Source organism: Candidatus Brevundimonas phytovorans, from assembly GCA_029203145.1.
In the GTDB taxonomy this organism is placed as follows: Bacteria; Pseudomonadota; Alphaproteobacteria; order Caulobacterales; family Caulobacteraceae; genus Brevundimonas; species Brevundimonas phytovorans.
Map to the genome: position 1 here is coordinate 990,493 of CP119309.1, position 24,062 is coordinate 1,014,554.

General features: G+C 65.1%; 22 protein-coding genes. 6 read left to right on the top strand and 16 right to left on the bottom strand.

The genetic code is table 11. From position 1 onward, the window contains the following. Positions 1-106: 106 nt before the first annotated feature. The 4 genes from P0Y52_04755 to P0Y52_04770 all read right to left on the bottom strand — a co-directional run bounded on the left by P0Y52_04755 (position 107) and on the right by P0Y52_04770 (position 4,567). Positions 107-532 carry a hypothetical protein gene (locus tag P0Y52_04755; protein ID WEK58848.1) on the bottom strand — a complete coding sequence of 142 codons (426 nt, stop codon included), beginning with the start codon at positions 530-532 and terminating at the stop codon, positions 107-109. An 800-nt stretch (positions 533-1,332) separates the two neighbouring features. Continuing rightward, the gene (locus tag P0Y52_04760; protein ID WEK58849.1) at positions 1,333-2,022 is read right to left on the bottom strand and encodes a hypothetical protein; all 690 of its coding nucleotides are present in this window, start codon (positions 2,020-2,022) and stop codon (positions 1,333-1,335) included. Continuing rightward, positions 2,019-3,572, bottom strand: coding sequence for an adenylate/guanylate cyclase domain-containing protein (locus P0Y52_04765; GenBank protein ID WEK58850.1), 1,554 nt, complete (start codon positions 3,570-3,572; stop codon positions 2,019-2,021). The genes P0Y52_04760 and P0Y52_04765 overlap by 4 nt, the downstream gene beginning before the upstream one ends. Before the next feature lie 14 nt (positions 3,573-3,586). After that, on the bottom strand, positions 3,587-4,567 hold the full coding sequence (locus P0Y52_04770) for a nucleotide-binding protein (GenBank protein WEK58851.1): 981 nt from the start codon (positions 4,565-4,567) through the stop codon (positions 3,587-3,589). 67 nt (positions 4,568-4,634) lie between these two features. Here P0Y52_04770 and P0Y52_04775 point away from each other — a divergent pair, with 67 nt between their 5' ends. Further along, positions 4,635-5,546: a WYL domain-containing protein gene (locus P0Y52_04775; GenBank protein WEK58852.1), complete on the top strand. Its 912-nt coding sequence runs from the start codon at positions 4,635-4,637 to the stop codon at positions 5,544-5,546. Between the two features lie 169 nt (positions 5,547-5,715). Further along, a complete protein-coding gene (locus P0Y52_04780; GenBank protein WEK58853.1) occupies positions 5,716-5,844 on the top strand; it encodes a hypothetical protein in 129 nt (42 codons plus the stop codon). Positions 5,845-6,563: 719 nt separating this feature from the next. Here the strand turns inward: P0Y52_04780 and P0Y52_04785 are convergent. The 6 genes from P0Y52_04785 to P0Y52_04810 all read right to left on the bottom strand — a co-directional run bounded on the left by P0Y52_04785 (position 6,564) and on the right by P0Y52_04810 (position 14,819). Continuing rightward, complete coding sequence (locus P0Y52_04785) at positions 6,564-7,289, bottom strand: GIY-YIG nuclease family protein (GenBank protein ID WEK58854.1); 726 nt, start codon at positions 7,287-7,289, stop codon at positions 6,564-6,566. A gap of 4 nt (positions 7,290-7,293) precedes the next feature. Further along, complete coding sequence (locus tag P0Y52_04790) at positions 7,294-8,457, bottom strand: DNA cytosine methyltransferase (protein ID WEK58855.1); 1,164 nt, start codon at positions 8,455-8,457, stop codon at positions 7,294-7,296. Positions 8,458-8,726: 269 nt separating this feature from the next. Beyond that, positions 8,727-9,353 (bottom strand): DUF5710 domain-containing protein, encoded by a 627-nt coding sequence (locus tag P0Y52_04795; protein WEK58856.1) that lies wholly within the window; start codon positions 9,351-9,353, stop codon positions 8,727-8,729. A gap of 92 nt (positions 9,354-9,445) precedes the next feature. Further along, on the bottom strand, positions 9,446-10,726 hold the full coding sequence (locus P0Y52_04800; protein ID WEK58857.1) for an McrC family protein: 1,281 nt from the start codon (positions 10,724-10,726) through the stop codon (positions 9,446-9,448). Further along, positions 10,723-12,852: an AAA family ATPase gene (locus tag P0Y52_04805; GenBank protein WEK58858.1), complete on the bottom strand. Its 2,130-nt coding sequence runs from the start codon at positions 12,850-12,852 to the stop codon at positions 10,723-10,725. The genes P0Y52_04800 and P0Y52_04805 overlap by 4 nt, the downstream gene beginning before the upstream one ends. 221 nt (positions 12,853-13,073) lie before the next feature. After that, positions 13,074-14,819: a methyltransferase domain-containing protein gene (locus P0Y52_04810; protein WEK58859.1), complete on the bottom strand. Its 1,746-nt coding sequence runs from the start codon at positions 14,817-14,819 to the stop codon at positions 13,074-13,076. 526 nt (positions 14,820-15,345) lie between these two features. On the opposite strand from P0Y52_04810, the gene P0Y52_04815 reads away from it, so the two are divergent. The 4 genes from P0Y52_04815 (at position 15,346) to P0Y52_04830 (ending at position 18,376) form a co-directional block, all read left to right on the top strand. Beyond that, positions 15,346-15,639, top strand: coding sequence for a DUF736 domain-containing protein (locus P0Y52_04815; protein ID WEK58860.1), 294 nt, complete (start codon positions 15,346-15,348; stop codon positions 15,637-15,639). Between the two features lie 70 nt (positions 15,640-15,709). After that, a complete protein-coding gene (locus P0Y52_04820) occupies positions 15,710-16,585 on the top strand; it encodes a zincin-like metallopeptidase domain-containing protein (GenBank protein ID WEK58861.1) in 876 nt (291 codons plus the stop codon). Positions 16,586-16,826: 241 nt separating this feature from the next. Then, entirely contained in the window at positions 16,827-17,348 is a 522-nt protein-coding gene (mobC, locus tag P0Y52_04825; GenBank protein WEK58862.1) for a plasmid mobilization relaxosome protein MobC, read from the top strand. Further along, positions 17,345-18,376 (top strand): hypothetical protein, encoded by a 1,032-nt coding sequence (locus P0Y52_04830; GenBank protein ID WEK58863.1) that lies wholly within the window; start codon positions 17,345-17,347, stop codon positions 18,374-18,376. The genes mobC and P0Y52_04830 overlap by 4 nt, the downstream gene beginning before the upstream one ends. 7 nt (positions 18,377-18,383) lie before the next feature. Here the strand turns inward: P0Y52_04830 and P0Y52_04835 are convergent, their stop codons facing one another. The 6 genes from P0Y52_04835 to P0Y52_04860 all read right to left on the bottom strand — a co-directional run bounded on the left by P0Y52_04835 (position 18,384) and on the right by P0Y52_04860 (position 23,722). Next, positions 18,384-19,700: a type II toxin-antitoxin system HipA family toxin gene (locus tag P0Y52_04835; protein ID WEK58864.1), complete on the bottom strand. Its 1,317-nt coding sequence runs from the start codon at positions 19,698-19,700 to the stop codon at positions 18,384-18,386. Beyond that, positions 19,697-20,041 carry a helix-turn-helix transcriptional regulator gene (locus P0Y52_04840; GenBank protein WEK58865.1) on the bottom strand — a complete coding sequence of 115 codons (345 nt, stop codon included), beginning with the start codon at positions 20,039-20,041 and terminating at the stop codon, positions 19,697-19,699. Before P0Y52_04840 ends, P0Y52_04835 begins: the two co-directional genes overlap by 4 nt. A 158-nt stretch (positions 20,042-20,199) precedes the next feature. After that, entirely contained in the window at positions 20,200-20,847 is a 648-nt protein-coding gene (locus P0Y52_04845; GenBank protein WEK58866.1) for a hypothetical protein, read from the bottom strand. Further along, on the bottom strand, positions 20,847-22,151 hold the full coding sequence (locus P0Y52_04850) for a type IV secretory system conjugative DNA transfer family protein (GenBank protein WEK58867.1): 1,305 nt from the start codon (positions 22,149-22,151) through the stop codon (positions 20,847-20,849). The genes P0Y52_04845 and P0Y52_04850 overlap by 1 nt, the downstream gene beginning before the upstream one ends. Before the next feature lie 93 nt (positions 22,152-22,244). Beyond that, positions 22,245-23,225: a FecR domain-containing protein gene (locus P0Y52_04855; GenBank protein ID WEK58868.1), complete on the bottom strand. Its 981-nt coding sequence runs from the start codon at positions 23,223-23,225 to the stop codon at positions 22,245-22,247. A 5-nt stretch (positions 23,226-23,230) separates the two neighbouring features. After that, a complete protein-coding gene (locus tag P0Y52_04860) occupies positions 23,231-23,722 on the bottom strand; it encodes an RNA polymerase sigma factor (GenBank protein WEK58869.1) in 492 nt (163 codons plus the stop codon). Positions 23,723-24,062 lie beyond the last annotated feature (340 nt).

The window sequence follows — 24,062 nt, forward strand, 5'->3', positions numbered from 1 at the left end:
GTTTTAACACGTCAGGGCCGCCATGCTGAATGCGTCGCGAAAGACAGAAATGATGCCTAGGTGTGCCGCGGTTCAGCTGGGCATTAAGACGGCCCCCCAGGGCTATTTATGCGGCGGCGGTCGGGATCGAAGCTCGCCAGGACCCAGACCAGCCGGGCGCCTTCGGCCTGGTAGAAGGCGCGGCGCCTGTGATGACGGACAGGAAGGTGGTGCTGAGCTGGGCTTCGAAGGCTATCCGCAGATCTCCACGCCGGGCGCTGACGTCGGCCCGGCGGCATCCGAGACCCTTCACGTCGGCGCGCCAGTCGGCTTCCTCGGCCCCGTCCACGAACTCGGGGTCGGCAGCGATCGAGCGCATCAGTAGGCACCTCACCCGGCGGTGCGGCTCGCTCTCCGGCAGGCCGGCGTACTTGCGGGCGCGCAGGTCGTCCTCGGTCCCGAAGTCCCGCGTAACGGCCGGGCAGGGCCCGTCCTCCGAGGCGTGCCGGAAGAAGAAGGCCTTGTCCGGGCTGGAGACGATGTAGGCGGGCACCTGGCACAGGTCGCAGACGAGGCGCGGCCGTCCGGCCTTCCAGACGTCATAGACGAGATGCCGCAGGCGGATGGGGCGTCGTAGCGATGGCGGTTGATCAGGGCGGGCGCGTCAAGGGTGCGGGCCGTGCGCAGGCTCATCAGGTTGCGGATCGCCGGAGCCTCGACGGCGCGGGCGCGGGTTGCGGGCGCCATGGTGACGGCGCGGCCGATATGCATGTCATCTCCCTTCCGGCCTCATCGCCGACGGTGTCACTCCCTGCGGATCGAACAAGGGCGGAATCGTCTCACCGCGACGCGGGATGGACAACCTGAAGTCGGCTCGATCTTTGGGTCAGCGGCACGGTTCGCAGCACAGGCCGTCGCCGTCCCCGTCCATGTGATCGCGATAGCTGGGTTCCCACGAGGCGATGTCCTCCAGACCGTGGCTCGCCCGGCCGCGCAGCCCGACTAGTGCTGGTCCGTGGTGCGCATGCGACAGTCCAGCGGAGTGTCCGGAGTTCGGCAATCTACCAATGTTCGCTGCTGGCAGATACTGTTGAAAAAGTCCGAAAGCCTGCCGTGATAGGCCTTGTTGGCCCCATTCGACGCCGCTTTAGAAAACTAACTGATTGATTTTGTTGGGGTCAAAATACGCGACCAGCACCGAATTTGCGTTGCTTCAGCGGTCGCCGGACTTTTCAACAATATCGGCGCATCGCCGACATCGCGAGCTACCGCGCCTGACTCATCGCTGGCCTTGGGAAGCTCCGCTGACGGCCCGTCAGCTAAGCTCGGCCATACTCGTCAGTTTCCTTGCAATTATGCCTTGGCCAGGGCGCAATCGCGCATCTGACCGCAGCATTTGCCATAGTAGATCGCATTTTTGCGGTAGGCTGCCATGGCGTGGCGGCGGCGGCGTTCCACGAAGACGAGCTCAAGAAGCAGGCCTTGGGCCTGCAGCGTCTTCTTCACCTTGGGCTTCCTGAGGCGCGTCGCAGGCGGCTGATCCTTTGGGTGGCTCCAGAGCTGCGACGGGGTCGAGAGCCACGATGGATGGCCGAAATAGGCCTCCCAGTAGGCCTCCTCGATCCGAAGCTTGCGCGCGATCTTCAAGGCCCTCTGCTGGTAGGCGCCGGCCTCACCGTGATCCAGCGCGTTTCGTGGCGGCCAGAGCCCTGTCGCCGCTGCGATCGCCTGGCACTCCATGAATTGATGCAGGTTGTACCACCAGCTCTCGGCGTGGCGCAAAGAGGTGACACGCGGGCGGTTGAGGCCGACGCAGAACGTCTGATCGGCTTGGATGTGGCGCTCCGGGCAGCGGGCCGGAAACACCGCACCGGGGATGGTTTCCCCGACCGTCAGGGGCTCATCGTTCCGCAGGGTCAGCGGGACGCCGTCGATATCCCAAGGCTCCACGCGCGCGAGGCCGTCAAGCCTATCCGGCACCTGGTCGAGTATCTCGAACCAAGCCGGACAGGCTTGCGCCAGCAGGTGCAGTTGCGATTTCACAGGGACAGGTGCGCCTGGAGCGGCTCCTGCACGTGAATTGACGGGCCAGGCGGCAGGCCCTGCAGCAGGGCCACGGCCGACGGGTAGGTGAGGTTGCGGATCGTGTGCTCGGGCCCGAAGAGTTTCTGGACCATCGCGCCACCCTCGCGGTACGCTCGGTCGCCGATGGCGGTCTCCGTGCCGTTGCAGTCGCCCTGACGTGCCTCGGACACGCAGGTGGCCTTGCTCGAGGAGCAGCGGATGCTCGCCTCGCCACGCAGGCCCAGTCGGCAGATGGGCGTCGGGCCGTACTCGATGCCGATGGCGATGCCCAAGGTCTCGATGCCCGTCAGCGATTTCTTGCAGAGGTCGAACGACGAGCGGATACCGGCGGCGGCCATCGTGGCTCGGCGCACGGTCTCGCGGGCGTCGACTTCACGCGCGGTGCCCACGGCGAGCACGCCATGCAAGCAGTCGCCTATGAAGCGCACCTTGCGCCCCCCGAAGTCCAGCTGCAGGACGTCGGCCATTTCCGCGCGGAGCACATGCAGGTTGGCCACGGCCCGTGCGATGCCGCCGGTCGCGATGGCGTTGTCGACGTAAGCCGTGAAGCCGTCGATGTCGGCGAACAGCGAGGCCAATTCCAGACGGATCGTGTTGCTCGGCGGGTGGTCCTGGAACCGGATCGAGCGCAACGGCGGCTCGCGGTAGTGGAAGTTGAACACAGCCGGGCGGACGCCGCCGTTAGCCTTGACCAGCGCGTCTTGGTCCTCGATGAAGCGCGACCGGGCGTCCTCGAAAGAGCGGCGGAAAGGGCTGGGAGCCTGCCCCGACGCGCCGCGCAGGATGTTCCGTTCGACTTCCTCGCTGATCCGGCTGGCCGCCAGCGGCGCGACGCCGGTGCGAACGGCCTGGGCGCGCGGGGTCAGGTAGATGCCGGGAACATCGCCGGCCGCCAGCTTGGCGGCGTGGTTGGCCGGAGAGCCGATAAACAGCGGCTCCGGTTCGCTGCGCCGGCCGCTATTGACCGCCACCGCCGGGCCGCTGTCGATTCCGATGCGGACGGAAGTCTGCAGGTCGTCATACCGACGCCCGCCTTCGGCGACCATCTCCCGGAACGCCGCGGCGAAGGCGATCGCCTTGTTGATGCGCTCGGCCTCGCGATCACGCCCCTCCGGCGTCAGCACCACGGCGTGCAGGCGCGAGCCGTGGAAGTCCACGCGTTCGATGTCGAACGCGGCCAGGAGGTGTTCGCAAGCGCTGTAGTGCAGGTGAAGCAGCTGCAGGGCGCGTTCGTGGCTGGCCTCGGTCTCGCGACCGGCTTCCATCAGGACGGTGTTGTATTCTAAGAGGTTGGCATAGATGTGCGCCCCGTGAGTGGTGACGGCGCGGTTGCGCGGAACGAACCAGAGCGGCTCGCTGGTGGCCGCGTCGGCGGCGCGCGCGGTCTCGACCAACGTTCGGCGCGAGCGCATGTACTCGGCAAATTCGGAGACCTTGATGTCGGTCTCGGGGGCGTTCTGGCGGTGGCGCTCGATCCGCTCGGCGGCGGCGTTGTGGGACCAGGTCATGACTTATGCTCCTCCTACCGCCGAACGCCGATGCGCTCGATGTGACGAGAAATCTGCGTGCAGACCGTGCCCATGCGAGCGGAGAGGTCTTCGTCGGCTCCGGCGGGGTAGGTCAGTGTCGTGATGCCCCTGAGGTCGGAACAAAGCTCTACCTGGGCGTTACGCTGCTCCACCAAGATGGTGCGTTCGAGGCCGAGCTGGCCCATGAAGAGCCCCAGCTCGAACGTGACGTTGTCCCGCGCGACAAGATGGAGGCGGTCCCGCGAGAGGGTGACATCGTCGGCAGCGATCACAGCGATGGCGAAATCGCACTGCTCCACCATTCGCTGCAGCGACTCGATCGCATACTCCGACGTCCGGAAAACCCCCTGGCCCCAGGGGATCACCAGCGCGCCGCTGTGCGCCAATCCCAGCTGGATCTCGTTGGCGATCTCGGCTGCTTCCGAGGAGCTGATCACGAAGATCTTGGGCGCTGCGTTGGCGGGGCGAACCAGGGCGTTGCGCTGGACCAGGCGTTTGGCCTGTTCGATCGCCAACCGCCGCCAGATGTTGGGGTGATCCTTGGCGATCTGGGTCAGGGCCGGCTCAGGCAGTTTCCAGGCTACGCCCGGCTCGGTGATGACTACCGAGGCCGCACGCTTCTGGGTCGGATCCAGTGCGGCGATCTCGCCGACGTGGTCACCGGGGCCGCGTTGGTTGACCGTGACGCCCTTCACCTCGATCCGGGCCTTGCCGGCGAGCAGGAAATGGAGGTCGGTGTCGACGTCGCCCTCGCTGATAAGCACTTGATCCTTGGCCAAGTCGATCGCATGGCCGGCCTTGGCGATAGCCGTGGCGAGCGCTTCGTCGCCCCGCACTATCGTGGTGGCCTTCAACGCGTCGACCGCCGCTTCAATCCTTTCGGGCCCTTCAAAACGTTCCTTCATTCCATCATCTCTCGCTTGCTTTCTGCCCTGCGCGGCCGTGTCGTTGCGGTGATCGGCAAAACCCGTCACTCTATCTTCAGAAAGTATATGGGTATTGGATCTATATGGATCAAGACCCTTGATGGGAGTATTTTATATGCGTACGCCGACCGACTTCTCCAGCGCTGTCCAGCGCCGCTTCGAGTTCATCGAGTGGAAGGTTTTCTGGGATGGCGGCGTGCGCCGTGAGAGCCTGGAGCAGGCGTTCGGCATCTCCACGCCGCAGGCCTCCGTGGACCTGCGCCACTACCAAGAGTTCGAGCCTGACAACCTCGCCTACGACAAGTCCGCCAAGATGTACGTGCGGGGCGGCACCTTCTTGCCCCGGTTCCTGAAGCTCTCGGCCGACAGGCTGCTGCTCCAGATCAGGGCGTTCCTGACGGGGACGCTGGACTCCAAGGATCTCTGGTTCTCAACCCTGCCGCCCTTCGATGCCGCGCCGGACATCGTGCGCTCCGTCGAACCGGTGGCGCTGCGCAAGATCCTCGACGCGATCCGCGAACGCCAGACGATCGCGGTCCACTACCAGTCGCTGTCCACGAACAAGTGGCGCGAGATCGCGCCGCACGCCCTGGCCTTCGATGGGTATCGTTGGCATGCGCGCTCACTGTGTTGCGAGAGCGGGGAGTTTCGCGACTTCGTGCTCGCCCGGATCGACGATTTCGGCGAGGCCAAGCCCGCAGACATCGATGCGTCGGCCGATCTGGAATGGAGCACGATGATCGAGATGCGCCTGACGCCGCATCCGGGCCTGACCGACGACCAGCGCCGCGCCATCGAGTGCGACTTCGGAATGGTCGATGGCGTGCGCCTGATCGAGATGCGCTTGGCGCTGGCCTACTACTTCATTAAGCGGCATAACCTTGATCTTGAGCGCCTCATCCCGGAGAGCGCGCTCAGGCCTGATCGGCTGCAGATCCGCTTGGAAAACCTTGACCAAGTGCAGGAGGTGATTGCCAAGACCAGGTTGGCGGCCCAATTGATGGTGCAAGCGCGACGGTCTCATTAGCGCAAGAACTCGTTCGTGGCTGGTTAGCTCAGCTGGATGATGGTCAGGTCATTGGGGAGCCAAAAGTTGGGCTCCCGCGAGCCTTGAAAAGCGCCTGCGCGACAGCCAAGCTCCGGTAGAAGACATCGTGAGCGAGAGTTGCCTCGTTTCGACGCGAGGGTTGATTTTAATGATCGACGACAACGACTATCGCGAAGGCTTTATCCAGGGCTTTTTTGCGATCAGGGGCAGCGCTGCAGCGTTAGCTGCGGCGCTGCCCCGGGGCGTCGACCAACAGGGCGACACCTGGAAGAAGTAGTGAGCGAGGTTCGACAAGCTCGATCGCCATAATTCTTAGGCAGGTCGATCGGAGATGCTGCGAGTGGCGAGCGCAAGCCGGTCAAGACAGACCCGGAGGTAGCGGTGTCCCAACCTGTTCGACATGGCCAGATCGTCTACGCGGGGCACGCCGACCCGCTGCCCGCACCACCCACCCGCCACCAAGGCGTTGCGCAAGTCCAGCAAGGCCTCGGCGGTGGAACAAGCGTCCTCTCGAACGATCGCCCCAAAAAACGGTCGACACCTGCGGCGCGAAGCTTGGTGAGCTAGGAGGCCACCCGAGCCGACCTGGACACTGCCGGGCCGCCCATCCCCAGCTGTGACTCGATCAAGCTGACGAGCCCTTGGGGTCCGACGACGCCGTCATCGAGATCCCCAGTTGTACCCACCGTATCCGGATAGGTGCGGCCGTCAGAGCCGAGCCTCAAGACCAATCTCATGTTTCGCTCCCCGTTCCACGATCTTGGCGAGGCACATCCCGCTCGCGCAGCCGCGGTGTTGAACGTCCGCTTCTTGGAGGCAGTCAAAAGACCGCTTCTGCGCGTCGGCGGCCTCAACCTAACGACAATCTGACTCAACGCAGAACCAGGGGCGTGAGCAGGTTGATGATGTTCCAAGTCTGCGCATCACTGCGGAGGGCAAGGCGTTCTTAGACCTTGCGCCGCGTCTACGAAGCCGCCGGCGCAGACCGAGGAGGCTTTAGGCGTCGGCGCCTATCGCCGTCTCCTGTTCGACTGACGCTTCACCGCCGAGCGCTTCGTAACGGCGCTCGGCAAGCCATTGGAGTCGTCGCGCTTGCGTTTGAAGCACGCGTCGAAGGCCGCCCTGGACCTTCCGCTCTGAGATCACCTGCGCCAGTCGCGAGATGATCAAGGCGCGACGCGCGATCCGGAAGTCCGGATGCGACCGCAGTTCATACACGCGATTCGAGACGATGCGGCCGCGCAGTGAGGGCGGGGGTTCGACAGCGAGCAGGCCGGGTGGGGGATCCTTCTCGTTGAGGATCGCCTTGAAATTGGAGCGCTCGACGGCCTGTTCCGTGATCAGACGCTCTAGAGCGTCCAGGCGCTGTTTGGCGGTTACATCCTTGCCGCCGACGGCCTGAAGCTCGGGAAGGGGCCAAACCTCGATTTCATAGACCTCGAACGGATCCAGCACCGACATGGCGACGGCGTCCGTGCGCTGGTTGGTCAGGTGCCGGCGGATGCGGGTCCGCAGCATCTCATTGGTCTGGCCCACATAGATCGGCTCGCCGTCGTAGTCGAAGAAGGCGTAGACGCCCCACTTGTAGTTGCCGACCCTGACCTTATGACCTGCAGGATCGTCAAAGGGCGTATCTAGGAAGGCGGCGAGATTGGCGCGCAGGTCCTCCGTTTCGAACGGAGGTAACTGGGAGGCGTCTCTATCCCAAGTGTCGATCGCCATGGGGTCAGGCCGCTTTGCGCAGAGCGCTGGCCGTACCCAGCAGCGGCTCGAACACATGCTGCGCCAAGTGGCGGACTACGGGGACGGCCACGCCGTCACCGGTCAGGTGATAGGCCTCATTGTAGCGGCTGGGCAGGACATAGCTGTCGCTCAGGCCCATCAGGCGAGCAGTCTCGCGAGACGAGATCAGGCGCGAGCGGACGCGATGACCATCGACAACCATGATGATTTGTCGACTGGAGCCGCCAGCTGGGGTGCGTAGGCAGCCGGCGATGTCATCAAACCGGACCTCAGCGCGCTGAACCTTCTGGCCGGTCTCGTCAAAACGGGTTCGGCGATAGACGCCGCCGACCATACGTCGCCCGGCGCGCTTGGCCGCTTCCACCTTCGCCAAGTTCACCGGCGACATCATGTCGAGGAGCTTCTTGGTTTCGGCTTGATTGTGCCAGGGCACGCTATCGGGATCATCTTCGATGAGGTCGGCGAAGGTGCTAGCCCGCCGTTCAGGCGTTGGCACATTCCACCAGACGAGCTTATCAGCCACCTCAGCCGGGAGGCTCGAAACCGCCTTTTTCAAAGCTCGGGTGTGGAAAGGCTCGATAGGCTCGGGCGACACCAGTTCTGGCGCAATCTCCAGGTCCGCGCGCACGCCGATGACAAACAGCCTCGGGCGAGACTGCGGCACGAAGAGATCTGCGTTGATCACCAGGGCCCCGAACCGATAGCCGGCGTCCGCATAAGTCTTGCACATCGCATGGAAGTCAGCGCCCCCATGGGAGGTCAGAGCGCCGCAAACATTCTCCACGGCGACCATGGCTGGCGCGCGGCCTTCGGCGGCCAGTCCGCGGATGATGTCCCAAAAGGCGTAGAAGGTGCCCGAGCGCTCTCCAGCTAGGCCTTTGCCGACGCCAGCCAGAGAGAGATCCTGGCAGGGGAAGCTTCCCCACACGAGGCCAGGAGATCCCGGAAGATGCGCGGCTTCGAGAGCGCGAATATCGCCGACCGTCAGCTCGCCGCCGGTGCCCCAGTTGGCCTGATAGGCGAAGCCCTTCTTTGCGTCGAAGTCGTTGGCGAACAGGCAGGTCCAATCATCGCCCAGACCTGCGCGCGCCATGCCGCCGCCCGCGAAGAACTCATAGAAGGACTGGTCGACGTCTAGCGCGGCCATGCGGGTCTCCAACGCGTATTGAGATCTGCGCTCCTGCCATGAGGAGACGGGCGAGATTCGCACATGTAGACATGTTGGCGGGCCGGGGTGAGATCGTCCAGTTCTTTGTTTGTTCGCTCGCGTGTGTGCAGCTTTGTCCGCCCTTGGCGCGGAACGACTGGCGCGCAATCGCGCACCGACCGCCCTCCAACGACTTCAGCCAAACCGCCATTGGGACGCCCGGGCGAAGAGACGTCGCGGCGGCAGGGGGCGGACGTTGGCGGCCACCCTTATGGGGAAGTTCGGACGCGGACTCCAGGAATCCGCCACGCGACGTTCTCGCTGAACGCGATATCCGCGTCGGCGAGAAAATCGCCGGGGAACCGCCGGGCTTGCATACGTGCAGCGTCCATCGCCGATACCAGCCAGAAAGCCCCGTCAGGTTCGGAGTAGAGGTGGAAGTCGCCTTGAAGCGCACGACATGATGGACAGTGGTTGGCATAATAACGACTGTCGGTCGTACTGCTGAAGCCTTGTCGGTATGCAGGCTGAACGCTCTGTATGAAACCTACAGCGTCAGGCGGAAGCCGTGTGATGTATTCGGCGAACGCCCAGTCAGCGCTCCGTTCTTCCCTGCTGCCATTTGGCTGCTCATTCAGCACGAAGCCAGGCGCCATTAGGCACGCGACGGCCTGGAAGGCTCGCTTGCAGCGCCAACACTCCTCGGCGGCGGTCACAAGATAGGTTTCGCGCGACAAAACTCGATATGGCTGCGCCTCTGGTTCGCCCGGCCGCCAACGCGCAAACGGATGGGGATCTACACCTGGCGGCACGTACCAAGTGCGACGTTGAGGATTCCAGCGGGCTCCTAGCCGCTTGGCGTCGTCCTTTTCGGAAAACGGAACATCCAAATCCATGGCGATTTTCCGGTGAATGTTTCGTCCAAGATCCGCTGTAGCGGCGGCGGAGAATACGTAGAGGGATCAGATCTTAAGCGGCCGGTACGGCATCAGCTAGCGCCCGCCATCATACTCACCTGGGTCTTGGGCAGGTTCGCTTCGAGAGGAGATAGCGCGCCGCTTTCGAGATCGATGGACCGGATATGAAGGCGCAGGCCTGGTTTCATCCGCAGCGGGCCTTGGGTCGTCGGAAAATCGGCTGTGCGAGGGTAGACGAGGTGCAACTCGCCGTGCCCGCCGAGATAGGCCTGACCATAGGCGTGCAGCTGATAGACGTCCGATTGAGCGATGCCGAAGCGAAGGCTTGGATCCGAATGGAGGCGTTTCCATTTCGCGTCGATCACCAGGGTTTCCTCGCCACGACGCGCGACCAGATCGGGGCGAAGATCGAACCATGGGCGCTCGTCGTAGCGGCACAGACTATGCGTTCGCGGCTGGCGATGGATGCGGTGATCCGGAAGCGCTCGGCGGATCGAGCGTTCGACAAAGGCTTCGAATAACCGCTCCATCGGAAACAGCATCGAGAGCGCCTGGTCCTGCCCGCTCACAGCGAACGGAGTCCGTTCTGTTAGGATCAGTTCGCAGAGAGGCCGGACCGCGCGGTAGTGCGCCATTGTCCGGTCGTCGCGCCAGCGACTCAGATCGGACTGGACGTCGAGGCTTGGCGGGACCTCGGCCAACAACGCTGAGAGCTCCCGGGCGATCCGCCACGTGGCGGGGGCGCGAGTGAACCGTGCAATCTTATCGACCGCGGCCCGGATCGAACGGTTCTCCGGCCGATCTATCGTGAAAATGTCGTGAGAGATGTGAAAGTCGAGCAGAGCCGATGGCCCTGCGCGGAGCTGGCGCGCCAGGTCGAGACGCCCCCGCAGATAGGGTTCGCGGCTTTCCTGGCGCAGGTAGTCAAACCGCAAGCCTCGTCCGAGCAGTTGGGCGACCTGCTCGATGAAGGTTTTCGCCATCCACTCCGTGAACGGCCGATCGAGGACCTGCAGATCGGCCAATTCGATTTCGCGCGCCGGTATGTCGTGAGCTGCCGCAATCATGCGGAAAAGCAATCGCCGGGCGGCGGGCAGGCTGTCTCCCGCCTCGGTGTGCTTCGGCAGGATCTCGAGATCGACGCCGCTTGGAAGGCGTATCACCCCCACGAGGTTTAGGACCTTCAGAGTGCGAAGGCCTTCGAACCGTACGGGACGCGCACCGGCGTCTGTCTTCGCCGTTCGTCGGGCCAGCCAGGCGAAGTCCTCTGACGCCAGCGTGGCGCGGTCGAGCGTGGGTTCAACGACGTCCGTCGTCAGGGTCGCGAACTCGCGAACGCTGACGACGGTCACTTGAGCAGAATGCGTTGGTAGGCGCCGGGGCGCTCTAGAGCGCTCCAGTTCACGGCCCACGCCGGGCGCATCGGGATTTCGGTCTCCGATGCGGGGAAAAGCGCTTGAGCGTCGCGCTCCCGCTCTACGACGATCCGGTCCTCAGGTTCCTTCGAGCGGTCGTTCAAGACCAGGGCGATGCGGCTCCAGTCGTCGAAGAAATACTCCTGCAGGAGTGGAATGACGCGATGGCGAAACACGTTCGCCAAATCTTTCAACGACTGGGCGCCCTCTAAGCCGGTGAAATAGGCGTGACCGATCCGGTGTTCGCGGTCGAGGAGAAGCTCGATCCGGGCGTTCAGCGCCGCAAGCAACAAACCGATTTCGACGCCTTCGATTTCGAAATCCAGGAGCGTAGGATTTGGTTCGATTTCTTCAAATTCGAAGCGGCGCCTAAGCGCGATGTCCATGGCCGACAGAGACCGATCCGCCGTGTTCATCGTGCCGATCAGATGCAGCGAATTGGGTAGTCCGAAGGTCTGTTTGGAATAGGGGAGGGTGACGGTTAGCTGTTCACGCTCGCCGAGCCGCTTGTCGGGCTCGATCAAGGTGATGAGCTCCCCGAAGATGCGGGAGACGTTGCCACGGTTGATCTCGTCGATGATCAACACCCGTGGCGACGCCTGGTTCGTCGGCTTGATTGTCGCGCTAGCTAAAATCGACTGGACGATCTCTGGCAAGATATTCTTGTAGCCGTTGACAATGTACTTCTCGAGGCGAACCGTCGGAACCCTCTCGAACACGTCTCCAGCTCGGATATCGTCCAAACTGACCTTCTCGCTCCTCACCAGCTCTGCAAGCTCGTTCAATAGCAGCCATGGCAAGGGGAGTTCCGAGCCGTTTGGCTTTCGAAGCCATAGTATCTCGGACGTAGACCGCAGGACTCGGTAGTCGCGCGAGAAGACGCGTCCCGGTACGAAACCGTCGACGGCGCTCGTGGGGAGACACATTCGCTTCAGAATGCCGTCTTCGACGAAATAACGAAGCCGCCCCTGGTCATCGACCTCCGCCTTCAGGCCTTCGACGAAGTCCTCGTAACTCAGACTCTGGTGGAAGGTCACGACAGCGATGGCGCCCTCGTTCACCCGCTGGTCGAACCTAGCCTTCAGCGAGGCGCGATCGCCGATGTTGTCGGCATAGAACTCCGGATCGACGATGCCGAGTGCGCGGTCTATCGTCGTATAGGTTTTCCCGGTCCCTGGAGGTCCGTACAGGATCTGGTTGAGTGGAGGCCGGTTCGGGGCCTTCTGCTCCCCTGAGTTCTCGTCGATTTCGAACTCAGGGACGGTCTCGTCGGCCCAGCGCGATTTAAGCGGCTCGTGATAAAAATCGATCTCTCTGCCGACTTCGCTTTCCAAGCGCGAGCGTATCCCCAGCAGCGCTTCATCACGCTCACGCTTGGACATCGTATTGAAGCGCCGAGTGTCGACGCCGCCGAAGGATTTGAGAATCTTGCGAACCGCACCAATCGAAGCGATGCGTTCGAACTCGGCGGGATGAATGAGGTGTGGAAGAACCAGCTTGAGCTGACGGTTGCCGTCGTCCGGAAGGTTCGCCACCCAGTCGTTGAAAATCCAAGGATCTTTAAATGTCGCGGCTCGATCGGCGCGCGGCATAGCTTTCGCCGCCTCCGTCAGGTTGATGAGGAAGCGGAGTTCGCGCCAGCGATGGTTGTTGTACCCGGGGCCGCCGGACCCGAGGCCGCCCAAAACTTCGTCCGACAGGGCGTCGGCGTCCTCGGGGAGCTCGCTTCCGGACCATCGCCAGACGGAGCGGACCAGATTGCGCTTGGACTTCGGTTTGACATTACTAGGAAAGAGGCTGAGGGCCCAGAGCAACTCAGCCATCAGCCGCTTCGCGCTAGGAGAGCTCGGCTCCATTTGCGCTTTTAGCTTCTCGAAGAAAACGCCTTCACCCTCGTCCGGACGGCGAACGAAATAATCCACCACCTCGCGCACATGATCTGCGGTCCAGATCTCCTCGTTTGAGAAGATTGAGCCGTCCTCGATCAGGCAGCGCTCCAGCCAACGTCGCGCAGCTTCGAACACCGGCTCGGCATTGGCATGGTGCGGATTATAGCGTGACACGTGTTCGATCCCCCTGGCGCCGTGAAATCGAACCTTGCGGGCGCGACGAACGAAGTCAATCTCGCCGCAATTCAGGTCTCTGGGTGAACGCAGAGGCGATTGGATCCGCCCTCAGCACCCTCATTAGCAGGGCTTCAAGGCGCTGCGCTGGCGTCGGCGCGCCCTGCTTGGCTGCGACTCTGGCATGATCGACCTAACGGCGGTCGCTTTCCTAAAGGGGACTACCGGAAGCCTATCGAATCTTTCGCGCTATCCGGACCGCTCCATTCTTGGATCTGCTGGTCCTGCCGCAATCTCAACCTACGCCATTCCAGGCCGGAGAAAACGTCATCCAGGTCCCGGGAGGAGCCAAGCGGCAGCGCCGCTTCCGCCTCCAGCCAGAAGCGCTGCGCCAGGGCATCGTCCGCTTCCCAAGCCTGTCGCCACCACCTCTCCATGCCATTCCGGGCTGCCATGAGAGCGGATGCAGATGGCAAACGATCGCGCTTTGAGTTGCGATTTATGCTCGCGCGCGCCGGAAACAGATTCCACAGATCGCTGCTGGGCCATGCCGTCCAAGGCAGGCAGTGATCGATGTCAAAACCCTGAGCGGTCAGGCGCCCGCCGGTCCATATGCATTCCACCGGTTGGTTTCCGTCGATCAGGCGCCGGCCAACCTTGCGCGCGAGCGCCGTGTCGCGAACCGGATCGAGCCATTGTAGGGCAGCTTCGCATTCTCCCAGCGCGATCGGCCGTCCCATTCTGAGGGCGAAGCCCTCGATTAGACGTGCCCATTCCCTGACCAAAACTGGCTCGACCCACGCGCCTAGCCGTAGCAGGGTGCGCCAAACAGGGCCTGGAACACCAATAGAGCCGAACCCACGCAGGGTTTCGGCGTCCATAATGATTTCGCCCTGGTGTTTGGTGGAACGCGCCGGCGCTACCTCGAAAACCGGAGCGTCGGAGTTCGGATACCGCGTGTAGCGTGCAGGCATGCGACAGATGGTGGAGCGTGCATCCCCCAGCGCCTGGGCGATGGCAGTCGCTCGATCGCCAGTGAACCGGGCGCCTATGCGCAGGTCCTGGCCAACCACTTGATCGACAAGCAGTTGGCGGAATGCTGGGCCGGCGAAGCCCAGCCTCTCCGCGCCGCGATTGCCCGGCAATTGCGGCAGTTCGTCTCGAGCGAGCGGCAGGTACATACGCAGCCAGTTCAGAGCTACGGCGCCCAGTGGAACCTCGACAATGTCCGCATCCAGCCGTTCGACTGCTAGGGCCGGCGCGGTGTCGGCGATCCTCGCAAGGGAGCGCAGAAGGCCCAATTTATAGGTCGACGACTTTTCATCGTTGAGGATGATCCCCCGTATCAGGGGCAGCGCGCCTGCACCGTCGTCAGGCATTTGCAGCGCATAGGATGTCCATTGAACACCGGTGCGCCCCTGAAGGTCGGCGCTCTCGCTGATCCGCAGCATCGTCAGGCCGTGCGCGCGGGCGTGGGCCTCCATCTCGCCGCGGGGAATCGGCCACATTGGCCGGTCTGGCGCGCCCGCTCCGTCGCGCACAGTTATGAGAAGACGCCCGCCCGGTTTCAGGAGGGCGACAATCTTTCGGAAGGCGCGGCGGCGCTCGTCCGGCGGCACGTGCATCAAGACGCCGCTGAGGAGGATGACGTCGAACGACAATCCGAGGCGGTGGGTGACGGTCAGGGCCGGCAAGTGGTCTTCGAGCCAACGGATGTCTTTGCCGGCGTGATAGGCGGCGGCAGCGCTTCTCATCGCCCGCGAGGGCTCGACCGCGACAACGTCAAAGCCGCGGCTCTTTAGCCAAGCTGCGTCACGGCCCGAGCCTGCACCGATGTCCAAAGCGAGGCGATCCAAGCCGGGCGGCAGCAAATCTAGAAAGGCGCCATGCACCTCGTCCGATTGCAGGCCCTCATATTGAGCGGCTAGCTCCGCTCCTTGGGCGTCGTATCCCGCCACCGCCCTCATTGCACCTCATCTCCGTCCCTGCACCCAACCTAGGGGAGCAGCCTTCAGTGTTCCAGCGCTTCAGATCGGAGCTGTTCAAGCTCCCAGGGCCGTACGGTTTCGCCACGCATTGGCACGAGATCCCCGCTTAATCTGAGAAGGCGAACCGAGCAGATGGCCTGTCGATCAGCACCTCCAGATCGCGACTGCGCCTTTCCATGAACGAGCAGCGGCTCGTGGGCTGCTGCGCTCCCGTGGACGTAGAAGGCCTGACGCGGCTGTGTATTCTGCCCTGGCCTCTTTCAGTCACGCTTGTGCGGCCTCTCGAAAGGCGGATCTGACCGGAATCCGGTCGGCAGGGCGCAACCGCGCGCTCGAGTTTCTTCCCCGGCCGAAGGCCTCCTCGCGGCACAAGAAACCCTGGCTTCCGGTCCTCCGCCTTGCTGCGGGGCGTCGCTTCGCTCCGCCTGCGCGCCGCCCGGGCCCCGGTCTTCCGGTCGCCATCGAGGCCGCGGCAGGCGTGGCCCGAAGCAAAGGAGAGACTGACGTGGCCGCTATTGGAACCTTCACCGCCCAGGGCGAGGGCTACGCTGGGTCGATCACGACCCTGACCCTCGACGTCAAGGCGGCGACCTTCCGGCCGAACGATAAGGCGGACGACAAGGCGCCGGACTACCGCATCTTCGCGGGCCAGACCGAGTTCGGCGCCGCCTGGAGGAAGACCTCCCGCGAGAACCGGGGATACCTTTCGGTCAAGCTGGACGACCCGAGCTTCCCGGCGCCGATCTACGCCTCCCTGGTCGAGGTCGAGGGCGGGCACAGCTTGATCTGGTCCCGCTGAACCGGAGCGGCGGCGCGTGATGCGTGCCGCCGCCCCTTCATCCGAACAACTCATCTCCGAGGAGGCCGCCATGACGCGCCCCGCCGATCCCGCTCGTCCGGACATCTACACCCGGATCACCAACCAGATCATCGACCAGCTGGAGGCCGGCGTCCGGCCTTGGACGCAGCCCTGGACCGGAGGACGTCCCGTCACCCGTCCGCTTCGCCACGACGGCACGCCCTATACCGGCGTCAACATCCTGCTGCTTTGGTCGGAAGCCTTCAACCGAGGCTTCGCCTCGCCGACCTGGATGACCTTCCGTCAGGCGCTTGCGCTGGGCGCCCACGTTCGCAAAGGCGAGAAGGGCTCCACGGTCGTCTACGCTAACCGGATCGTGCGCACCGAAACCGACGAGGCGGGCGATGAGGTCGAACAGCGCATCCCGTTCCTGAAGGCCTACACTGTCTTTAACGTCGAACAGATCGACGATCTGCCGGACGCTTGCCGGCCGACGCCGCCGGAGCCGATCAATCCCGACAAACGGCTGGAAAGGATCGAACGCTTTTTCGCAGGGCTGGAGGCCGACATCCGTCATGGCGGATCGGCGGCCTATTACGTCCCGGCGTCGGACCGGGTGCAGATGCCGCCGTTCGAGACCTTCCGCGACGCGGGCGCCTACTACGCCACTCTTGGCCATGAGTGCATCCACTGGACGGGCCATGAAACACGGCTGGCCCGAGACTTCAGCCGCTCGGCTCAGGCTTACGCCCGCGAGGAGCTTGTCGCCGAACTGGGCGCCGCCTTCCTCTGCGCCGACCTGGAACTAGAACTGGAGCCGCGGGAGGACCACGCCGCCTATCTCGGCCACTGGCTCGACGTGCTGAAGGCCGACAAACGGTTCCTGTTCTCGGCGGCGGCCCATGCGCAACGGGCGGTGGCCAGGCTGCATGAAGCGCATCCTTGACGTGCCGGTTTCCTAGCTTTGAGGTTTGAGCCGCGTCCCGACCAGGCGCGGCCTTTCCTTTGTCGGGGGCCGCTGTCATTGGACGGTGCGCTCCACCCCCGGTTGAGCGCGTTGGTCGAGCGGCGGTTTCCAGTACGTCGAAGCGAGGGCAGGGTCTTCCGTAGGCCTACGGGGCGAGGCGGTTGGAGGTCTAGGGCAGGATAGGCTTTGCGCCGGCAATGTCTGACAGAGCCCTTTCCCCATGGACCGCTTCACTGTTCGCCTTCCGCCCGACCTGGCTCGCCGCTTCGATGCGGCGGCGAGCGCGTGCGGCGGGCGGTCGAGGCTGTTGAGGCGGCTGATCGAGGCCTCGGCCGGAGATGGGGATCCGCGTTCCGGACCGGCGTCGGCGGAGCCGCTGACCGGGAAACTGACCCTTAGGCTTGGCGCTGCCGATCTCGCCGCCGTAGAGGCTGAGGCGACGAGGGTCGGCCTGTCGCGCACCCAGTGGGTGGTCGCCCTCGTGCGCCGGCGGCTCCACGGCCAGCCGCAGCTTTCGCCGGGGGAGGCCGTCGCCTTTATCGAGATCCAGCGCGACCTGCGCCGGATCGGCGTGAACCTGAACCAGATCGCCCGGACCGTGAATGCGACGGTCCCGGGTGGGCGGGCGCCTGGTGTTGAGCTGGATCGCGTCCTCGCCTTTGCAGAGGAGGTTAGAGGCGGCCTGTCGGGCCTGCGGCGGGCGTTCGAGGGCAACCTCGACTACTGGTCGGCCGGCTCATGACGGACTTCCGGCCGCCTTCGGGTTTCGAGGAGGCGCTGCGGCCGCCGGTCCAGCCGGCGCGGGCGCGGATCACCCGGTCGGTGCTTGGGCGGGCGGGAGAGGGACGCGGCCAGGGCGCGCGGGCGACGCTTGCACGTGTGGCGCGGCGGGCGCCGGAGGCCATGGTCAAGATCACCGGCAAGACGCATGACGCCGGTCATCTCGCCCGGCACCTCGATTATATCTCCCGCAACGGACGCTTGTCCCTGGAAGGCCCGGACGGCGAACGGTTGAAGGGGCGCGCCGAGGTGCGGACGCTGGCGGACGACTGGGCTGGAGAGTTATCGGCGGAGCCTATGCGGCGGCGAGCGGCGGTCTCCATGTCGATCGTGCTGAGCATGCCGGCGGGCATCGCGCCGTTTCGTGTGGAGGACGCGTCGCGGGCCTTTGCGGAGCATGTGTTCGGCGAGCGCTTCTCTTACGTCTTCGTCCTGCACGACGAGGACCGGCATCCGCACGTCCACCTGACGGTGAGGATGTCAGGCCGTGACGGCGCGCGGCTGAATCCCAGGAAGGCGGATCTCCAGAGGTGGCGGGAGGTCTTCGCTGCAGCCCTGCGAGAGCGCGGCGTCGAAGCGGAGGCGACGCCGCGTCGGACGCGGGGCGTGGTGCGCAAGGCGGAGCGGACCTCTGTTCGCAAGGCGCGAGAGCGGTTTGAGGCGGGGGCGGGCCCCATGCCCAAGGTGTTGGCGGGCGCCTTGCGCGAGGCGGCGGGCGGGGAGGGCGAAGGGGCGGTCTGGGAGCGTCAGGCGATCGAACGCCAGCGTCTCATCCGGCGCGCCTATGTGGCGGAGGCGCTGGCGCTTGCGCGCTCCGATGATCCGCAGGACCGTGAGCTCGGTCGCTCAGTCGAGGCCTTCGTCCGCAGCCTTCCGAAGCCCGAAACCCGGCGGATGCGTCTGCGTGACGAGATCGCGGCGGTCCGGGACCGTGCCGATAGCGGAGCGACCAGGTCGCCTGATCCGGATCCTCGGGGGCGTTCGCGTTGAGGCGATGTCAGTCGGCTTTGGCCGCTTTCAGCTCAAGGCGGAGGGCGCGTTGGATGCGGACGGCGTCGGCTTCATAGACGCCGGCGTCGTCGGCGTAGGCGCGCCAGGCCGAGACCGGGGCGCTGACTTCCGCGATCAGGGCGAGGGCTCTTCGGCGGTTGAAGCCGCAGTAGCCCCCGAAGGCGACGAGGTCCTCCAGGTCGAAGTCGTCGCGCTTGCCGTTCAGGCTCATCTGATGTTGCCGGGTCCAGGGACCTGACGGGTTGTAGGCATAGGCCATGTCATAGGCGGGGGAGAGCCGCCAGGCGCCGGTGCGGTCCATCAGGAAGGCGATGTTCTTGACGTGGTCGTCCTGGTTGCGGATCAGGATGTTGAAGACCGCGCGGCGAAACTGCTGCTCGATGTCGACCGCCGGCAGGCCGAGCCTGCGGATCGTCTCGACGGCCTGTTCGTAGGCGTAGGCGCCGGCGGCGTTGAAATCGAAATGACGGATGGCCGCCAGGGACTGCATGTGCAGCTTGTCGCCCGTCGACGTCCGGTCGAAACGCCGGGTCATGAAGTGGCTGCGGCCGCCCTCCTGGTGGAGGCGGCATTCGGACATATCGATGCCGGCGTCGGCCGCCATGCGTGAGAAGGCGTATTCGATCAGGCCGAAACCCTGGGGATCGGCCAGTTCCTTGTCGCGGTTGTTGCTCACCCCGTCGAACTTGATCAGCCAGTAGGTGAAGCCGGCGTCCGCCGGAAGCTGACCGGAGCGGAACTCGCCGGTGGCCTCATTCCAGGCGAGCACCGCCTTGGCGCGGGCTCCGCCGGCCGAGGTGCCGACGCGCAGGATCTCCTCCAGTGTGTCGCGGTCGTCCTCGCCAGACAGGACGCCGTGCAGGTCGGCGCGGGCGTCGAGGACCTGGTTGGCGAGGTCGACGAGGGCGTCGATCTGTATGGGACGCGAGCGGCGCTCGGTCTTGAGGATGGTCGGGTGGAACTCGAGCGCGCCCATGCCGCGCGTGCCGATGTAGCAGAGGCGTTCCACGGGATTGAAGCTGGCGGCGTCGCGGCCTTCGCGCGCGAGCCAGGCGTCGATCAGGGCGTTGCCGTACTTATCGGGAAGGGAGTCCGCCAGGAGGCCGGGCAGGCCCTTGAAGGCGTCCCGCGGCAGTTCGGGGAAGGCGTAGGGCGCCGCGTTGAGCGGCATGGCGAGCGGCGCCAGCTCCACCCCGCTGCCGAGGAAGTCGGGCATGTACTGGAAGACGGCGTGGCCGCGGTCTTCGACCCAGCTGACGGCGCCGATGTCGGTGCCCCACAGGCGGATGACGGCGTCGGTCATGACTGGTCGCCCCAGGCCCAGCGGGAGGCGGGCGGGGGCGAGGCGGCGGGCGCCGCCCGCTTACGCTCCCGGCCGGCCGGGCGCACCCGTTCGACCGGGCGGATGTCCAGGGCGGGCGTCAGGGCGTCGAGGCGGCCGGCGATCTGCAGGGCGTCCATCACGCGGATGAGGTTGTCGAGGGAGATGTTCTTTCCGTCTTCCAGGCGGCGCAGGGTGCTGAGCGACAGTCCTGCCTCTGTCGCGAGCTGCGCCTGGGAGAGATTCCGGCTGAGACGTTCAGCCGCCAGTCCGCGGCCCAGGCGTTCAGCCTGGCGATCGATTTCCGCCTCAGCGATCGGCATTCAATCCTCCATATATGAACGATTGTCGCTCATCGGATATGATATCGTCTATATATGAGTGATTGTGAGGAGTCCATATAGGGTGAGTTGTTATCGCTCATATATGACCATTAATGTCACTTTGAACGCATGATAGCTCATATGTAGATGTTTATGGTTTAGCGATCCCTATCCCGCATCCGCGTCTGACCGGCATCGCGTTCGAACCGCCGGCCGGCGTCGAGATGATGAATGACGCGGGCGACGGCGCGCTGCATCAGGCGCTCCCGGGCGGCGGGGTCCTTGATGAGGGCGCGGACGGCGACGGCGACCTGGGCCATCCGCGTCGGCGCCTGGTTTTCAGCCCGGATCCGGTCTTCGTCCTTCCGGGCTGTCTTGCGGGGCGGGGTCTTTCGCTCCGCCGCCTGACGGTCGATCTCCCGGTGGCGATAGCCCCGGACCCGGAGGTCGAGAGCCTGGGCCTGGACCCATACCTCTCGTCGGAAGGCCGGATCGCCGCTGACGACGATTTCACGCCAGCCGCGGTGGACGGCGATCCGCAGCATGTCCCTGACCACGTCGGGATAGGGCTCGCGCGCGGTGAGGCGCCGGCCATGATCCCGGAAAAGCGCCTCTCCGCTCCGGTTGTCCCGGTGAAAGCGTTCAGCCCTGCCTCTCCGGTCGTGCTCGACGAGGTATTTCGCCTCCAGCCCCTCGGGCAGGTCGCCCTTGCGGCGTGAGACCGGGGCCTTCTGCGGACCGGGCGGAGGTCCGAGACTATTCTCCGTCTCGCGGCCTGGGGGCTGGGCGGTTCTGTTTATGGCCATCAGTCTCTCCCGGCAGAGCGGTTTCGCGGCGCGGCTGCATGGTCGATGAGGCCGTCAATCCAGATCCTGACCTCGGCCTCGCCAGCGCCGCGGGGCGGAGGCAGGGGAGCGCCCTCGCGCTCAAGCGAGCGGACGAGCCCCTCGTAGCTCCATTCGTCACTGACCGGCTCCGAAGGGGGCGGCGTGGGACTGGGCGTCGAACGAGGCGGGGGCGCCGTCGGTGGAGGGATGGGCGGCACGTCCGGAGGCGCGACCGGCCGGCGCTTCAGGGCGGGATGGGAGAAGAAGCGAAGCTTGCGGCCGAGGATGGGCGGCAGGCCGGCCTTGAGGACGATGAGGGCCTCGGCGTCCATCTGCATCAGCTCCTGGGGCAGCATCAGGGGGCGTTTCTGGTCGGACTGGGTGATGGAGCGCTTTCCGGCGCCCAGCATGGCGGGGCGGCTGCGGGACAGGGCGGCGTAGGTATAGGCGCCGAGCCGTTCGCTGAGATCCCGGGCCGTCTTCAGCTCCTTGGGCGCGAAGGCGACCTCGACGGCGCAGTTGGAGATGATCTCCTCGGCGACGTCCGGCCCGTAGAGGGCGGAGGCGCCGTCGAGAAGGACGTCAACCCGCCTGATCGCGGCCGTAGGAATGGAGGAGACGTCGGCGAAATCCCCCTTGGCGCCCGTGCCCGCCATGCGGCGGCCGTTGATCAGCACCAGGGTGGCGTCGCTGCCCAGTCCGCGAAGATTGACGCCATTGGCGTAGGTCGAGTTGGTCCCCGAACGATCCCCGCCGTTGTTCAGGGCGCCCTCATTGGCGGTCCCGCCGAAGTTCTGGGGCAGGGCGGCGAGAAGCTGGGCCACGGTGGCCCGTCCCTCGCGGTCCATCCTGTCACGATCGATGCTCACCACGGGGGAGGGTCCGTCGCCGACGCCGCGGATCAGACTGCCCGTGACGACCACATCGTCCACCACGGTCAGTTCGTCGTCGTCCAGCCCGGCGCGCGCGTTCGGATCGTACAGCACGTAGACGTTCGGGCGGGTCCTGCGGAAGGCCAGACCCGTATCGCGCAGCAAAGCGGCGAGGCCGGCCTCCGCGGTATAGTCGCCCTGAAGGCCGGGCGAGGTCCGGCCTTCCACGAGGGCGGTCGGATAGAGGATCTGAAGGCGGCTCTGCTCGATGAAGACGCTCAGGGACCGGGCGAGCGGGCCGGCGGGCGCGTCATAGCGCCTTACGGCGTCAGCGGACTGAGCCCAGGCCGGCGCGACGCAGGCGACAAGGGCGGTTGAAAGTGCTGTGGTCGTCCCCAAACCGATACGCATGATCTTCCCCGTTTGCTCCCCCCGCGTGGTGCGGGACGGGCAGAGACGCCGGGAAGGCGCGGGCCCCCTAACTCCGCCTGAAGATTATTTTCCTCAGGTCTTCGGCGCCTCAAGAATGATGGCGCCGTCGGCGCCCGTGGATGCTGTGACGCCGTAGAGGTCGGAAAGCGCGGCGATGAAGGCGTCGGTGTCGCCTGTGTCGAAGGCGCCGCTGACGGGAATCTGCGCGATGCCCGCGCCCTTCAGTTCGATCCGGCGTTCGCTGTAGCGGCTGACCTCGGCGACGGCCTCGCGGATCGGGGTCGCGGCGAAGATCAGGCGCCCAGAGGTCCAGCTTGTTTCACGGGCGGCGTCGATCGTCAGGACCTGAGGGCTGCGTCGGGCGGTGACGACCTGCTGGCCCGGCGTCAGGGACCAGGCGGGTTTCGATGCGCTGGAGGTTCCCACGTCGACGCGGCCCTCGATCAGGGTGACCCGGGCACCTTGGTCCAGCCTCCGGACATCGAACCGCGTGCCGACGGCGGTAACTGTGGTGTCGCCGGCGGTGACCACGAAGGGGCGGGCCGGATCGCCCTCGACGTTGAAAAAGGCTTGGCCGGAGAGCAGGATCACGGACCGGCGGTCTGAGCGCAGGCGGACCTCCACCCGGCTGTCGGTGTCGAGGATGACTTGGGAGCCGTCGGCCAGACGCAGGGTGCGCTGTTCGCCAACGCCCGTGGCGTAGCTATGCGGCCGGTTCAGGGTCCAGACCGAGATCAGCCCCAGGGCGGCGAGCGCCATGGCGCTGGCCGCGATCGGCTTCCACAGGCGCGACACCATGTGGCGGGCCCGCACTCTCGGCGGCGCCTGCCCCAGGGCTTCCGCCGTCAGGGCGGCGATGTCGGGATCCTCGGCAAGCGTCCGGCTCGTGTCCCAGGCCTTCTCCACGCGCTCGTAGGCGCGCGCATTGGCCGGATCCTTCCGCCATTCGAAGAAGTCGTGGATATCGGTCGTCGACACGCGCTTCTGACCGAGACGGGCGAACCAGGTCGCGGCTTCATGCCGGCGGACGTCCCGTTCCTTATCGATCGTCATCCCGCCTATCCGTCCAGTTGCTCGACGCAGTGCTGCAACGCCTTAGACATACGCCACTCCACCGCCTTGACGCTCAGCCCGCGCGCTGCGGCGATCTCAGGATAGCTCATACCGGCAAAACGGCTCAGGACGAAAACTTCACGGTAAAGGGCGGGCATGGTCAGCACCGCCTGCTTCAACATCAGGGCCTCCATCTGGCCGGCCGCTTCGCCCGGATCGGCGGCCTCCGTGAAGGTCTCCGAAGTTCCCCGTCTCTTGCGGCGGCGGCTCTCGTCCCGAACCACGTTCATGGCGATCCGCAGGAGGAAGGCTCGGGGGTGCCGGATGAGGCCTGCCGAATAGGGAGCGGCGCGGAGGTAGGTCTCCTGGACCACGTCCGCGGCCTGTTCAGGGTCGACGTGCGCCCGCAGCCTGCCGTCGAGCCAGCGTGCATATTGGCGATAGAGGGCGTTCAGGCCCTCCAGCGCATCCGCCTTCATTTCCTTGACGTCGCTCACGTCGATCTCCCGCCTCCAGGGCGGGCCGGGAATCCCGTGGGTCTTGGTCAGCCATGATCATCCGGACGCAGGACACAGTCCGCGTCACATACGACGACAACTCACGCAGCCATCGCGCTTTCCAAATCTGAGTCCGCAAAGGGGATTCCAAGCCCCTGTCGGCGCAGGGCCGACGCCCGAGCATGAATCAAACCGAATCCGGACGCAAGGCGAGGGGGTCGGGCGTTGGAATCCTCGCGGAACGAGGCCCGCTATTTGCCAACGGAGCGCCGCCTTGCCCCAAGGGGCCCCCGGCTCAAGCTCCGTGCCTGTTTCGCGGCGCCCGACGTTCCAGTCCTAG

Excerpts from the sequence above, each read along its gene's own strand:
- P0Y52_04765 (WEK58850.1), bottom strand. The coding sequence starts at position 3,572 with ATGACCTGGTCCCACAACGCCGCCGCCGAGCGGATCGAGCGCCACCGC.
- P0Y52_04775 (WEK58852.1), top strand. The coding sequence starts at position 4,635 with ATGCGTACGCCGACCGACTTCTCCAGCGCTGTCCAGCGCCGCTTCGAG.
- P0Y52_04780 (WEK58853.1), top strand. The coding sequence starts at position 5,716 with ATGATCGACGACAACGACTATCGCGAAGGCTTTATCCAGGGCTTTTTT.
- P0Y52_04785 (WEK58854.1), bottom strand. The coding sequence starts at position 7,289 with ATGGCGATCGACACTTGGGATAGAGACGCCTCCCAGTTACCTCCGTTC.
- P0Y52_04790 (WEK58855.1), bottom strand. The coding sequence starts at position 8,457 with ATGGCCGCGCTAGACGTCGACCAGTCCTTCTATGAGTTCTTCGCGGGC.
- P0Y52_04795 (WEK58856.1), bottom strand. The coding sequence starts at position 9,353 with ATGGATTTGGATGTTCCGTTTTCCGAAAAGGACGACGCCAAGCGGCTA.
- P0Y52_04810 (WEK58859.1), bottom strand. The coding sequence starts at position 14,819 with ATGAGGGCGGTGGCGGGATACGACGCCCAAGGAGCGGAGCTAGCCGCT.
- P0Y52_04820 (WEK58861.1), top strand. The coding sequence starts at position 15,710 with ATGACGCGCCCCGCCGATCCCGCTCGTCCGGACATCTACACCCGGATC.
- mobC (WEK58862.1), top strand. The coding sequence starts at position 16,827 with ATGGACCGCTTCACTGTTCGCCTTCCGCCCGACCTGGCTCGCCGCTTC.
- P0Y52_04830 (WEK58863.1), top strand. The coding sequence starts at position 17,345 with ATGACGGACTTCCGGCCGCCTTCGGGTTTCGAGGAGGCGCTGCGGCCG.
- P0Y52_04835 (WEK58864.1), bottom strand. The coding sequence starts at position 19,700 with ATGACCGACGCCGTCATCCGCCTGTGGGGCACCGACATCGGCGCCGTC.
- P0Y52_04840 (WEK58865.1), bottom strand. The coding sequence starts at position 20,041 with ATGCCGATCGCTGAGGCGGAAATCGATCGCCAGGCTGAACGCCTGGGC.
- P0Y52_04845 (WEK58866.1), bottom strand. The coding sequence starts at position 20,847 with ATGGCCATAAACAGAACCGCCCAGCCCCCAGGCCGCGAGACGGAGAAT.
- P0Y52_04850 (WEK58867.1), bottom strand. The coding sequence starts at position 22,151 with ATGCGTATCGGTTTGGGGACGACCACAGCACTTTCAACCGCCCTTGTC.
- P0Y52_04855 (WEK58868.1), bottom strand. The coding sequence starts at position 23,225 with ATGACGATCGATAAGGAACGGGACGTCCGCCGGCATGAAGCCGCGACC.